The 12,932-nt window shown below is 63.3% G+C and carries 14 protein-coding genes and 1 pseudogene; 8 read left to right on the forward strand and 7 right to left on the reverse strand.

Going from position 1 to position 12,932, the window contains the following annotated elements; translation table 11 throughout:
* Positions 1 to 9: 9 nt before the first annotated feature.
* Positions 10 to 1,017: an agmatinase gene (gene speB / locus NKH50_RS22480; protein ID WP_352477301.1), complete on the reverse strand. Its 1,008-nt coding sequence runs from the start codon at positions 1,015 to 1,017 to the stop codon at positions 10 to 12.
* Positions 1,018 to 1,322: 305 nt separating this feature from the next.
* On the opposite strand from speB, the gene NKH50_RS22485 reads away from it, so the two are divergent.
* Positions 1,323 to 2,381, forward strand: a complete 1,059-nt coding sequence (locus tag NKH50_RS22485) for a glycerophosphodiester phosphodiesterase family protein (protein WP_352881064.1) — start codon at positions 1,323 to 1,325, stop codon at positions 2,379 to 2,381.
* Positions 2,382 to 2,411: 30 nt separating this feature from the next.
* On the opposite strand, the gene NKH50_RS22490 is transcribed toward NKH50_RS22485, so the two are convergent.
* Complete coding sequence (locus NKH50_RS22490; RefSeq protein WP_352881066.1) at positions 2,412 to 3,296, reverse strand: aldo/keto reductase family oxidoreductase; 885 nt, start codon at positions 3,294 to 3,296, stop codon at positions 2,412 to 2,414.
* A 94-nt stretch (positions 3,297 to 3,390) separates the two neighbouring features.
* Between NKH50_RS22490 and NKH50_RS22495 the strand changes: the two are divergent.
* Positions 3,391 to 4,283 (forward strand): annotated as a pseudogene (locus NKH50_RS22495) (LysR family transcriptional regulator).
* 109 nt (positions 4,284 to 4,392) lie between these two features.
* On the opposite strand, the gene rpsI reads toward NKH50_RS22495, so the two are convergent.
* The 3 genes from rpsI to NKH50_RS22510 form a co-directional block, all read right to left on the reverse strand.
* Positions 4,393 to 4,875, reverse strand: coding sequence for a 30S ribosomal protein S9 (gene rpsI, locus NKH50_RS22500; protein WP_023674644.1), 483 nt, complete (start codon positions 4,873 to 4,875; stop codon positions 4,393 to 4,395).
* Between the two features lies 1 nt (position 4,876).
* Entirely contained in the window at positions 4,877 to 5,341 is a 465-nt protein-coding gene (gene rplM / locus NKH50_RS22505) for a 50S ribosomal protein L13 (RefSeq protein ID WP_023674645.1), read from the reverse strand.
* Positions 5,342 to 5,555: 214 nt separating this feature from the next.
* Positions 5,556 to 6,020 (reverse strand): PaaI family thioesterase, encoded by a 465-nt coding sequence (locus tag NKH50_RS22510; protein WP_352881068.1) that lies wholly within the window; start codon positions 6,018 to 6,020, stop codon positions 5,556 to 5,558.
* Positions 6,021 to 6,176: 156 nt separating this feature from the next.
* Here NKH50_RS22510 and NKH50_RS22515 point away from each other — a divergent pair, with 156 nt between their 5' ends.
* The 5 genes from NKH50_RS22515 to NKH50_RS22535 all read left to right on the forward strand — a co-directional run bounded on the left by NKH50_RS22515 (position 6,177) and on the right by NKH50_RS22535 (position 9,803).
* Positions 6,177 to 6,998: an enoyl-CoA hydratase gene (locus tag NKH50_RS22515; RefSeq protein WP_352881070.1), complete on the forward strand. Its 822-nt coding sequence runs from the start codon at positions 6,177 to 6,179 to the stop codon at positions 6,996 to 6,998.
* Between the two features lie 9 nt (positions 6,999 to 7,007).
* The gene (locus NKH50_RS22520; protein ID WP_352881072.1) at positions 7,008 to 7,430 is read left to right on the forward strand and encodes a VOC family protein; all 423 of its coding nucleotides are present in this window, start codon (positions 7,008 to 7,010) and stop codon (positions 7,428 to 7,430) included.
* A gap of 77 nt (positions 7,431 to 7,507) precedes the next feature.
* Entirely contained in the window at positions 7,508 to 8,029 is a 522-nt protein-coding gene (locus tag NKH50_RS22525; RefSeq protein ID WP_254817595.1) for a CoA-binding protein, read from the forward strand.
* Positions 8,030 to 8,166: 137 nt separating this feature from the next.
* Positions 8,167 to 9,447 (forward strand): O-acetylhomoserine aminocarboxypropyltransferase, encoded by a 1,281-nt coding sequence (locus tag NKH50_RS22530; protein WP_352881074.1) that lies wholly within the window; start codon positions 8,167 to 8,169, stop codon positions 9,445 to 9,447.
* Positions 9,448 to 9,452: 5 nt separating this feature from the next.
* Positions 9,453 to 9,803: a cupin domain-containing protein gene (locus NKH50_RS22535; protein ID WP_352805003.1), complete on the forward strand. Its 351-nt coding sequence runs from the start codon at positions 9,453 to 9,455 to the stop codon at positions 9,801 to 9,803.
* A 34-nt stretch (positions 9,804 to 9,837) separates the two neighbouring features.
* Here NKH50_RS22535 and NKH50_RS22540 read toward each other — a convergent pair whose 3' ends face one another.
* The gene (locus NKH50_RS22540; RefSeq protein WP_352881076.1) at positions 9,838 to 11,091 is read right to left on the reverse strand and encodes a cytochrome P450; all 1,254 of its coding nucleotides are present in this window, start codon (positions 11,089 to 11,091) and stop codon (positions 9,838 to 9,840) included.
* Between the two features lie 97 nt (positions 11,092 to 11,188).
* Here NKH50_RS22540 and NKH50_RS22545 point away from each other — a divergent pair, with 97 nt between their 5' ends.
* Entirely contained in the window at positions 11,189 to 12,292 is a 1,104-nt protein-coding gene (locus NKH50_RS22545) for an NAD(P)/FAD-dependent oxidoreductase (protein WP_352491901.1), read from the forward strand.
* Positions 12,293 to 12,296: 4 nt separating this feature from the next.
* Here the strand turns inward: NKH50_RS22545 and NKH50_RS22550 are convergent, their stop codons facing one another.
* Positions 12,297 to 12,887: a hypothetical protein gene (locus tag NKH50_RS22550; RefSeq protein ID WP_352491902.1), complete on the reverse strand. Its 591-nt coding sequence runs from the start codon at positions 12,885 to 12,887 to the stop codon at positions 12,297 to 12,299.
* Positions 12,888 to 12,932: the final 45 nt, after the last annotated feature.

Here is a 12,932-nt window from a genome sequence, read left to right on the forward strand (position 1 = left end):
ATCTCAAAGCTATATGCCGCTTGCCTGATTCAATCCGGCAACGCTGTGGTTGCTCTGGTTCATGTCCTCGAGCCGGGCCTTTCGTTCCGCCAGCAGCCCGAGATAGTGCATGGCCACCATCGAGCCGGCAATTGCCGTTATATCGGCGTGATCATAGGCTGGCGCAACCTCGACGACGTCGGCGCCGACGATATCAACCTGGTTGATCTGGCGCAGCACCGACAGGATCTTTGCCGAAGACGGGCCTCCCGCGACCGGCGTTCCCGTGCCGGGCGCAAAAGCCGGATCCAGACAATCGATGTCGAAAGTGACGTAGGTCTTCTTGCCGCCCGTACGGTCGACGATGGCATAGGCGATATCGGACGCCCGCATTTCCTCCACTTCATGGCCATATAGGATCTTGATGCCGAACGTGTCGGGTGCATGGGTGCGGATGCCGATCTGGATCGAGCGGTCGGGATCGATGATGCCCTCCTTGACCGCACGGCCGACGAAGGAGCCGTGATCGATGCGCTTGCCGTCGTCGGGCCAGGTGTCCTGATGTGCGTCGAACTGCACCAGAGCCAACGGGCCGTGGATGGCGGCATGCGCCTTGAGCAGCGGCCAGGTGACGAAATGGTCGCCGCCGAGTGAAAGCAGAAAGGCGCCGGATTTTAAAATCTTTGCCGCTTCGCGCTCGATCGTGGCAGGCGTCTTCTGGTGATTGCCGCTGTCGAGCAGGCAATCGCCAAAGTCGATCACAGCAAGCTGTTCGAACAGGTCGCGCGAAAACGGATATTGCGGATCGTTGTCGAGGATGGCCGAGGCGCGGCGAATCGCCTGCGGTCCGAAACGAGCGCCCGGCCGATTGGTGACCGCCGCATCGAAGGGAATGCCCCACACCACTACATCGGCGCCCTTCACGTCCTTCGAATATTTGCGCCGCATGAACGACAGCGCGCCGGCATAGGTCGGCTCAAACGACGCGCCTGTCCTGGAGCGGGTGGTGAAGGCGTGATCGATGGTCCTTGGCGGCATGAAGCGATCTCCTGTGCGTCGACGCGCAACCTTATTGGACATAATTCTCAGAATTGCGACCCCTGCGGAGGATCATGGCCATTCGATCTGGTCACAAATCCTTGCTCGCCAGGCGAACCCCGGATGGCCGGCCCGGAGATTGCCTGGTAAATAACCGAAAGTAGCCGCCAACGGCTGCTTCGGCAGGCATTGATCTGATTTTCCTGCGTTTGCGAAGCCGGCTTCGTTCACCTGCCTGTCACGGGCATCGCTTAACCGGGGTGCGATCCCGGTACGGAGCGATTCTCGTGCGAACGACTTGCCTCATGCGAACGATTTGGCCGAGCCTTCTGCTTTCCGCGGCGCTGGCGGTCTCCCTTTGCCAGGCATCGGCAGGCGAAACGCGCGCCAGGCATATTCTCGACCGTTTCGAGCACGCCAACCAATGGCGCGACCATGTGATGGTGGCCGCGCACCGCGCCGGCGGCATGCAGGCCGGCAAGACGCTCTATCCCGAAAACTCGATCGCCGCCGTCGAGGCGTCGATCGCAATGGGCGCCGAAATCGTCGAGGTCGACATCAGGCGCTCGAAGGACGGAGAATTCGTCGTCATGCATGACAGCTGGCTTGACCGCACCACGACCTGCAAGGGCGAGGTGGTCAACCGCACATTGGCCGAACTCAAGACCTGCCGATTGGTGATCGAAGGCACCGGCGCCGTTACGGGCGAGACGGTCTCGACGTTGCGCGAGATGCTGGTGGCGACCAGGGACAGGATTCTCGTCAACCTCGACAACAAGCTCGACACCGGAAGCCTCGCCGGCATGGTCGCCGTCGCCCGCGATCTCGGCATGGCCGAACAGGTGATCGTCAAAGAGAACCTGTGGAATGCGGAGAGGATCGCCAGGGTCAAGGCTGCCATGGCCGAGATCGGCAGCGGCTTCCAGTTCATGCCGATCATCGCCGATGACGCGGTTCGCGACGCCATGTTTGCCGAGGAACTGAGCCGGGCCTTCCCGATGCGCGCAGTCGAGATGATCAACTGGCGCATGGGATCAGAGACGCTGACGGAGACCGGCGGCCCGCTGTTCAGCCCGCGCATGCGCGCGCTGGCGGTAAGGGGCGACTGGCACATCTGGGCCGACACCTATGCCATCGTCAACAAGCCGGGCGGCTTCCTCGCCGGCGGTCGCGGCGACGAGCTGGCGGTCGCGGCCAGCCTGCCGCGCGAGACCTACGGCTTCTGGGTCGAGCGCGGCGCCACCATCATCCAGACCGACGAACCGAAGGCGGCCATCGGTTGGCTGGCGGCGAACGGTTTTCGCGTGCCCTACGCCGGTGAGAAGCGCCCGGCCGAGCCGGCGAATACGGCCAGCATTAACTAACGCCGGGCACGAACCAGAGCGATTGCCGCGCTACGCGTGAGCGGGGACAGTTCCGGCGATACTGTCCAATTCCTCGATCGCATCTTCGGGCAACGCGAGATCGCCCGCGGCGAGGTTCTCCCTGAGATGCGCGACGGAAGACGTGCCTGGGATCAGAAGAATGTTGGGCGCGCGGCGAAGCAGCCAGGCGAGCGCGACCTGCATGGGCGTGGCGCCGAGGCGTGCGGCGACCTTGGACAAGGTCGACGACTGCAACGGATTGAAGCCGCCAAGCGGGAAGAACGGCACATAGGCGATGCCGTCGCGGGCGAGATCGTCAATCAAGGCATCGTCGCCCCGATGCGCCAGATTGTACTGATTCTGCACGCAGACGATCTTGCAAATCCTGCGGCCTTCGGCGATCTGCGCAGCGGTGACGTTGCTCAGCCCGATGTGGCGCACGAGGCCCTGTCGCTGAAGCTCGGCGAGCGTCGCAAGCGGCGCCGCGATCGACCCTTCGGCGGGGCCATGCGCGTCGAACATGATCCGAAGGTTGACCGCCTCCAGCACGTCGAGCCCGAGATTGTGCAGATTGTCGTGCACCGCCTGGGTGAGTTCTTGGGCCGAGAAGGCCGGCAGCCACGATCCGCCCTGGCCGCGCCTGGCGCCGATCTTGGTGACTATGACGAGGTCGTCAGGATAGGGTGCGAGCGCTTCGCGGATCAACAGGTTGGTCACGTGCGGGCCATAGAAGTCACTGGTGTCGATGTGATTGACGCCTTGTGCAACGGCTTCGCGCAGCACGGCCAATGCCGTGTCGTGGTCCTTTGGTGGCCCGAAGACGCCGGGCCCTGCGAGTTGCATGGCGCCGTAGCCGAGCCGTCTGACTTTGCGGTCGCCGAGGATGAATGTGCCGGACTGGTCGATACTGGACATGGTCTTTCTCCTTCAGGGATGGCGCACAGATAGACGCTGTCCGATCCAATGATAATTGGGTACAATCCGCACAGGCTGTGCGGAATGACGAACAATGAAGATCGATCTCGGGGATCTGAACGCTTTCGTGGCCGTAGCGCGCGCCAAGGGTTTTCGCGATGGCGCCCGCGCCAGCGGCGGCAGCGCGTCGGGGTTGAGCGAGGCCGTGCGGCGTCTGGAGACGCAGCTCGGTGTCAGGCTGCTCAACAGGACGACCCGCAGCGTCGTCCTGACGGAGGCCGGCGAAGGCCTGCTGGCGCGGCTCGGTCCAGCCTTGACCGAGGTGGAGTCGGCTCTCGACGTGGTGAACGGCTTTCGCGACAGGCCGGCGGGCTTGTTGCGCCTCAACGTGCCGGTCAGCGCGGCGCGGCTGGTCCTGCCCAGCATCGTCCCGCGGTTCCTTGCCGCCTATCCCGGCATCCGGCTGGAGGTGATCGCTGAGGAAAGCTTCGTCGATGTGCTGGCGGCCGGCTGCGACGCCGGCATCCGCTACGACGAGCGGCTGGAGCAGGACATGATCGCCGTGCCGATCGGACCGCGCGTGCAGCGCTTCGCCACCGCCGCCAGCCCTGCCTACCTGGATCGTCATGGCCGGCCGCAACACCCGAGCGACCTGCTCGGCCACGCCTGCCTGCGCGGCCGCTTTGCCAGCCGTGCGATGCCGCCGTGGGAATTCGAGCGCGACGGCGAGGTGGTGCGGGTCGACCCGACGGGGCCGCTTCTCGTGACCCTGGGCGGGGCGACGGACCTCAAAGTCGATGCAGCCATCGCTGGCACCGCATCATCAGCCTGTTCGAAGATTGGCTACGCCCTCATTTCGAGAGCGGGGCGCTCGAGCCGCTGCTTGAACCCTGGTGGCAGAGCTTCTCCGGGCCGTTCCTTTATTATCCCGGCCGGCGCCTCGTGCCGGCGCCGCTCCGGGCGTTTATCGACTTCATCAAGGCCTGAAGTCTGCCACGATGCGAGCGAGCCGCGCCTGCCGCCGGTGATTGGTGCCGCCATTCATGGAAAAGGCCGCCCGGAGGCGGCCTTTCGGTAGCGTGTAATTGCGCAGCGCTTAGCGCTTCGAGAACTGGAAGGAGCGGCGGGCCTTCGCCTTGCCGTACTTCTTGCGCTCGACGACGCGGCTGTCGCGGGTCAGGAAGCCACCCTTCTTGAGCACGGCGCGCAGCGCCGGCTCGTAATAGGTCAGCGCCTTGGAGATGCCGTGGCGCACGGCACCGGCCTGGCCGGAAAGGCCGCCGCCGATGACGGTGGCAACGATGTCGTACTGGCCGGCGCGGTTGGCAGCGATGATCGGCTGGTTGAGGATCATCTGCAGCACCGGACGCGCGAAATATTCGGCGAACACCTTGTCGTTGACGACGATCTTGCCGGAGCCGGGCTTCACCCAGACGCGGGCGATGGCGTTCTTGCGCTTGCCGGTGGCGTAGGCGCGGCCCGACTTATCGAGTTTCTGGACGTGGACGGGTGCGGCCGGCTGGGTGTTGGTATTGCCGGTGGCAGCTCCGAGTTCTGCGAGCGAGGAAAGCTCAGCCATCTTACGAAACCTTCTTGTTCTTGGCGTTCAGCTTGGCCACGTCGAGGACGACGGGCTGCTGGGCGACATGCGGATGTTCCGTGCCTGCATAGACGCGGAGGTTCTTCATCTGGCGACGGCCGAGCGGGCCACGCGGGATCATGCGTTCGACGGCCTTCTCGACGACACGCTCGGGGAAACGACCCTCGAGCAGCTGGCGCGCGGTGCGCTCCTTGACGCCGCCGGGGTGGCCGGTGTGCCAGTAATAGACCTTGTCGGTGAACTTCTTGCCGGTGAACACCACCTTGTCGGCATTGATGACGATGACGTTGTCGCCGTCGTCGACGTGCGGGGTGAAGGTGGGCTTGTGCTTGCCGCGAAGATGATTGGCGATGACAGTGGCGAGACGGCCGACGACGAGACCCTCGGCGTCGATCAGCACCCACTTCTTCACCACATCCGCAGGCTTCTGCGAAAAGGTTGCCATGAATTGTTGCTTTCGGTTCGGACCTTCAAAAGAAGGCGTTTCTTGTTGCTTGGATTGGCGAAAGGCGCTTGCCCGCCGCCAATAACAAAACGGCGGCCTTTGCGGGCCGCTGCTTCGTGAGGGCTTATAGGAGAGGACGGCGACTGCGTCAAGGCGCGTGAAATGTCGGAGAGCTATCAAAATCCAGCAAAAACAACGCCTTGGATGAAAGGTATTATTTTACCACACCATCAATCCGCTTTGGCGGGATCGAATAGGTGCCCGTTGCGTGCGCCACGGTCTGTCCATCCGAGCCGGCGACGATGTCGATATCGAACACCATCAGGCTCTTGCCCAGCTTCAGGATGCGGCAATGGCCGTCGATCGGCCCGGCCTCGGCCTTGCGGACGAAATTGATGTTGAGGCTGGTGGTGACCGAAAGCGCATCCGGTCCGGCATGCGATAGCACGCAGACATAGCCGCCTATGTCGGCCAGCGTGAACAGCGCCGAACCCGACACGGTGCCGCCGGGGCGCAAATGGCGCTCGTCGGCATTGAGTCGCACGATACAACCGCCTGGAAACACCTCCAACGCCTCATAGAAGGTGAACTGGTCGTTGAGCTGCGGGAAAACGGTTGCCATCAGCGTGTTGATTTCGGCAGCCGTCAGCACCGGCTGGAGATTGCTTTGGGCAGGCATTTCAGTCTCCCGGTTTTGCGCCCTGCTTGTATGAACGCGACGTGGCGTTTCTTGCAACGGCCATTCATTAGGGCAGAAGCGGACGAGGGAGTTGGACGAAGCGAGACGGCATACTAGATTAGTTCATCACCGATCCGGAATCGCAGAGGAACGATTATGGCCGAAATCGTCGCCATCAAGCCTGCCGTTGCCGAAGGGCCGGTCGTCTCCAGGCTGGACAACGGCGTGCTGCGCCTGACGCTCGCCAATCCGCCGGCCAACGCTCTTTCGCTTGCAACGATGGCGGCGCTGACGGCGGAACTCGACCACGCCAAGGCCGACAAGTCCGTCCGCGTCATCGTGCTGGGGGCGACCGGCAAAGTGTTCTGCGCCGGGCACGACCTCAAGGAGTTGAGCGCGCACCGCGCCGATGCCGATCGCGGCAGGGCCTTCTTCGAAAAGACGTTTTCCGCCTGCGCTTCCCTGATGCAGGCGATCGTTCGCCATCCTAAGCCGGTGATCGCCGAAGTCGATGGCCTGGCGACAGCGGCCGGATTGCAGCTGGTCGCCAGCTGCGACCTCGCCATCGCCTCGCACGAGGCGACCTTCTGCACGCCTGGCGTCAATATCGGCCTGTTCTGCTCGACGCCGATGGTGGCGCTGTCGCGCAACGTCTCGCGCAAGCACGCCATGGAGATGCTTTTGACCGGCGAGACGATCGATGCGGTAACCGCCAAGGAATTCGGCTTGGTCAACCGCGTCGTGCCGCGCGAATATCTGAATCAAATCGTCACCAAATACGCGCAAACCATTGCCTCCAAATCGTCCTTGGTCGTCAAGATCGGCAAGGAAGCGTTTTATGAGCAGGCCGAGATGGGGCTGGCCGAGGCCTATGACTACACCGGGCGCGTCATGGTCGAGAACATGCTGGCGCGCGATGCGGAAGAGGGCATCGGCGCCTTCATCGGCAAGCGCAAGCCGGAATGGCCGGAGGAATAGGAGGCGGATATGGAACCGCGCGTCTCCATCATCACCATCGCCACGGACGATCTCGACCGCGCCGTGCGCTTCTACGAGGCGATGGGCCTGAAGCGCCATGCCGGGATCACCGAGGGCGTTGCCTTCTTCCAGATGGGCGGCGCCATTCTCGGCCTGTTCCCGCGGCAAAGCGCCGAAGAGGATTCGGGCGTTACCTTCTCCAAGGCGCCGTCGGCCGTCTATCTCGCCTACAACACCCGCTCCGACGCCGAGGTCGATGCAGTGCTGGCGATGGCCGAGAAAGCCGGCGGCCGTATCGTCAAGCCGGCTGGCCGCGCATTCTGGGGCGGCTGGTATGGATATTTCGCCGATGCCGATGGGCATGTCTGGGAAGTCGCGCACAATCCGGCCTTTCCGATTGCGGAAGACGGAACGATCTCGCTGCCCGGCTGACGAGGTTCCCCTCTGGCCCATTGCAAGCCACTTGCTCGGCTGTTGGCACCTCACTCCGAAGCGCTGTATGACGAGGCATGAACCACGACGCCTACGACAACGCCTATATCGCCGGCATCCTTAATTCGGTGAAGACCATCGCCATGGTCGGCGCGTCGGCCAATGACGTGCGGCCGAGCTACTTTGTGCTGAAATATCTGCTCGGCAAGGGGTTTTCGGTGTTCCCGATCAATCCCGGCCAGGCCGGCAAGGAAATCCTCGGGCGGATGACCTATGCCAGGCTGGCCGATGTTCCAGAGCCAATCGACATGGTCGACGTCTTTCGCGGCTCCGTGGCAGTGCCGGGCATCGTCGAGGAGGTGTTGCGGCTCGATCCGCTGCCGAAGGTCATCTGGATGCAGCTTGGTGTGCGCAATGACGAGGCCGCCGCGCGCGCCGAGGCCGCCGGCATCAAGGTAGTGATGAACCGTTGCCCCAAGATCGAATACGGCAAGCTGTCCGGCGAGATCGGCTGGACCGGCGTCAATTCCGGCGTCTTGTCGTCGAAAAAGCCGCTGATGCGCCCGGGATTCCAGAGCTTCGGCGTTCGCCAGAAATAATCTTCCAGTTCTGCCGTATTTTTCCGCCAGCCGCGCCCGCCGTTATCACGGGGAAGGGCATTTTCTTCTTTGCATTCGGAGCCGGGCTCCGCCAAGAATGCGGCGCGCTTTTCAGAAGGTTCCAAGGGAGGTTTTCGATGGCCCGCACGCCCGGTTTCAACACGCTCGCCGTCCATGCCGGCGCCAAGCCGGATCCGGCGACCGGCGCGCGAGCGACGCCGATTTACCAGACGACCTCCTTCGTCTTCGACGATGCCGACCATGCCGCCTCGCTGTTCGGGCTGAAGGCGTTCGGCAACATCTATACCCGCATCATGAACCCGACCCAGGCGGTGCTGGAAGAGCGCATCGCGGCACTCGAAGGCGGCACGGCAGGCCTTGCGGTCGCCTCCGGCCATGCCGCGCAGGTGCTGGTCTTCCACAATCTGATGCAGCCCGGCGACAATTTCGTTTCAGCGACAAAGCTTTACGGCGGCTCGATCAACCAGTTCGGTCATGCCTTCAAGAATTTCGGCTGGCAGGTGCGCTGGGCCGACACCAATGACATCTCGAGCTTCGAGAGCCAGATCGACGACAGGACCAAGGCAATCTTCATCGAAAGCCTGGCCAATCCGGGCGGCGTCTTCGTCGACATCGAGAAGATCGGCGACGTTGCCCGCAAGCACGGCCTGCCACTGATCGTCGACAACACGCTGGCCTCGCCCTATCTGCTGCGGCCGATCGAACATGGCGCCGACATCGTCGTGCATTCGCTGACCAAGTTCATCGGCGGTCACGGCAATTCCATCGGCGGCGCCATCGTCGACGGCGGCACGTTCGATTGGTCGAAGTCGGGCAAGTATCCGATGCTGTCGGAGCCGCGCCCCGAATATGGCGGCCTCGTCCTGCACGAAACCTTCGGTAATTTCGCCTTCGCCATTGCCGCCCGCGTGCTCGGGCTGCGCGATATCGGCGCGGCGATTTCGCCGTTCAATGCATTCCTTATCCTGACTGGCCTGGAAACCTTGCCGCTGAGGATGCAGCGCCACTGCGACAATGCGGCCGTAGTCGCCGGGTGGCTTTCCAACCATCCCAAGGTCGCCTGGGTGTCCTATCCCGGCCTGCCCGGCGACAATAACAATGCGCTGCAGAAGAAGTACTCGCCGCTTGGCGCCGGCGCGGTATTCACCTTTGGGTTGAAGGGCGGCTATGCGGCGGGCATCAAATTCGTCGAAGCGCTCGAATTGTTCTCGCACCTGGCCAATGTCGGCGACACCAAGTCGCTGGTCATCCACCCGGCATCGACCACGCATCGCCAGCTTTCCGACGAGCAGAAGATCAACGCGGGGGCAGGGCCGGACACGGTCAGGCTTTCGGTCGGTATCGAGGACGTCAACGACATCGTCGCCGATCTGGAACAGGCTCTCGCCAAGGTTTGATCGCCATGACCCCGCCGAAATTTCTTTCCGTCGGCGTCGACACCGTCGAACCGGAACTTGGCGCGCCGGCGCCGGATCGCCTGATTTCGGGCGATCCAAAATTCCGCACCTGGAATGTCGAGGAACAGGACGGCGGCCTTTATGCCGGCGTCTGGGAAGCGACGCCAGGCAAATGGCGCATCGAATATGATGAGTGGGAGTTCTGCCACATCCTGTCAGGGGTTTCGGTGATCGCCGAAGACGGCGGCGATGCGCGGACTGTCAGGGCAGGCGACAGCTTCGTGCTGAGGCCGGGCTTTAAGGGCAGCTGGGAAGTGCTTGAAACGACTCGCAAGGAGTATGTGATCAAGCTTTGATCACCCCTGCGGCTGAGCCTGCCGGACCGAATGCTCAAAAGCGCACGGCGAGCGTTTCCAGCCCATGGAAATGATAGGTGTCGCGCAAGCGCGGCTGTTCGGCAAGATGCAACTGCGGTAGCCGGTCGAACAGGGTTTTCAGCGACACCTGCAATTCGAGCCGGGCGAGCGGCGCGCCGATGCAGAAATGAATGCCGGCGCCGAACGATACGTTCTTCTGGTCGGCGCGGCCCGGCCTGAAGGCGAAGGGCTCGGCAAAGGCCGCCGGGTCGTGATTGGCCATGCCGAGCAGCAGACCGATCGTCTCGCCCGCCTGGACGACGATACCAGGCCCGGCCTCGACCTTCTGATAGGCGTAGCGCGTGAACATGTGCAGCGGCGCGTCGAAGCGCAGGCACTCTTCGACCGTCGCGGCTGTTGCTTCCGGCGAGGTGAAGAAGCGGCGTGGATCGCCGCCTTGTGCGAGGATCGACCGCACCGCATTGCCGGTCTGGTGGACGGTTGCCTCATGGCCGGCATTGAGCAAAAGGATGGCCGAGGATACCAGCTCGTCCTCCGACAGTTTCTGGCCGTCCTCCTGGGCCGCAATCATCAGCGACAGAAGATCCTCGCCCGGCCTCTTTCGCCGCTCGGCGACGTAGCCGCGCAAAAAATGCGAAAAGTCCCGCGCCGCGCGATTGGCGGTCTCTTCGGTCTCGCGGGTGCGGCCGTGCATGTACATGGCGACCATCCGATGCGACCAGTCGAGCAGCTGCGGCCCCATGTCGACCGGCACGCCGAGCATCTCGGCAATGATGGTGATCGGCAAGGGAGCGGCGAACGCCGGCAGCAGGTCGACTCCTCCTGGTCCTGGTTCAAAACGGTCAATCAATTCATTGGCCAGCGCCTCGACACGCGGCCTGAGCCGCTCGACCTGGCGCGAGACGAAGGCGCGGTTGACCAGCGTTCTGAGCCGTGTGTGGACGGGCGGCTCCAGCTCCAGCATCGAATTGGCCTCGACGCCGTCGAAGGCGCTGAGATGAGTGCGGTCCTGGCCGATGTCCCGGCTGTCCGGAATGCCGGCCGGGTTCTGCCGGCCGAAGCGGCGATCGCGCAACAGACGGTTGACGTCGTCGAAGCCGCCAAAGCACCAGAACCCAAATTCTTCCCAGAAGAAGGCGTTCGATGCGCCATGCAGGAAGGCGTAGGCTTGGTAAGGGTCCTGGAAAAAAGCCGGCTCGTGCGGATCGAGCCGCAGGCGACGCGTGGCTGGATCAAAGGCAAGGTAGGGCGGCTTCAATTCGGTCATGCCAGATCATTAGCGCGGCTTGCCAGTCTGGTGCCAGACCGTATGTTGCCCTCCCGTGAGGTGAGCCGCCCGAAGCGGTTGCGGAAGGACAGTTTTCATGAATGTGATCGTGGTCGGTGCAGGCATTGCCGGGCTTTCGACGGCGTGGTCTCTGGTCAAGGCCGGTCACCTTGTCTCGATCGTCGAGCAGGGATCGATCCCCAATCCGCTCGCCGCCTCCGGCGACCACCATCGCATTATCCGCCGCGCCTACCGGGCCGGAACGGGCTACGGCAGGCTGATCACCGAAGCCTACGAAGCCTGGGACGAGATGTGGGCCGATCTCGGCGAAAGCCATCTCGATCCGCGCGGCTTCATCTGTATTTCGCGGGAGCCGGGAGATGAGGCGGAGGAATACCGCGAGGGCATGGAAACGGGAAATTATCCGTTCGAATTGTTCGAACCGGACGCCGCGGTCGAACGCTGGCCGTTCCTACAGCCCGGTTCGTTCCGCTATGCGTATTTTTCGCCGGACGGTGGCGCGTTGCATTGCCGCAAGATCGCCTCGGGCCTCGCCCGATGGCTGCGCGCGAATGGCGCCAATGTCTACGAAAACAGCAAGGTGGTCGAGATCGACGCCGACGCCGGACATGTCGTGCTTGCGAGCGGCGAAACGATGCAGGCCGACCGGATCATCGTCGCTGCCGGCGCCTGGGTGCTAAAACTGTTCCCAGAGCTGGATGGCGAACTGAAAACCTGGCGCACCGCGCTCGCCTATGTCGAACCGCCGGCGGATTTGAAAGCAGCCTGGCAGGCAGCACCCGTTGTGCTCGACGTCGGCGGCACTGTCGACGGCTATGCTATCCCGCCCACAGGCGGGGCCGGCATGAAATTCGGCTCGGGCCTGCACAGGGTGCCGACCAGTGATGCCGACTGGAACCGGCAGCCGGTACCGGGCGAGGGTGAGGCGATCCGCAACCTGTTTTCGCCGCCGATTGCCCGCATCGAAGAGTACAAGGTCACCGAAGTGGTCACCTGCGCCTATACCTTCACCGCCGACGAGAAGTTCCTGGCCCACCGGAAAGGCAAATGCCTGGTCGTCTCGGCCTGCTCCGGCCACGGCTACAAGTTCGGCGCGGCAGTTGGCAAAAGGGTTGCGGCCTGCGTCGGCAATGGCGATGTCGACGGCCTGAAGAAATGGCTCAGGGCCGAGGCGGCCTGAGCGCCTAGTATCGGCAATGCCTCGGAATATGCACGCGCCGCCAGCTCGACGAACCCTCCCTGACCACCACGCGGCGAGCCACTGTCTGATAGGACGCCGGAACGTCGATGATGCGTCGCTGCTCCGGCCGCACCAGCACCTCTTCGGCGACGCTCTCGTATTCGGCGGGGAGGACAACGCGCCGCCGGCGTTCCGGCTCAACCACGACGATTTCGGCGACGCGTTCATAGCGCGCCTTGTGCTTGACCTTGCACAGCACCTTGCGGCCATGAATGATGCGCCATTCCCAGGAATAGCCGCCGTCAGCAACCCTCACGGTGCGGTAGATGGTGCGGGTGATGGCGGGCACGATCTCGTAGCTGACGCGCGCCGGTGCGATCTGCACCACGCGCTCGCGCGTCCCGTAGATTGGCGCCTCGTATTCCACCTGCTGGCCGGCCGGGCTGACGAGCACGTCCTCATAGACCGTGTCGTAGACGGCCGGCCGGTTGACCTGCTCGTAGCATTCGACCGCGCGTCCGCCGGCGGCCGTTTCGGACGCCATGCCGAGAACGGTGATGCCGGTAAGGGCCAAGGAAGCAGCTTTCCTGATCATTGCACTCCCCTGTTTGAACTGCGTGAAGCGAGTTCAACGTTGAAT

Source organism: Mesorhizobium sp. M1027 (assembly GCF_040318745.1).
Lineage (GTDB): Bacteria > Pseudomonadota > Alphaproteobacteria > Rhizobiales > Rhizobiaceae > Mesorhizobium.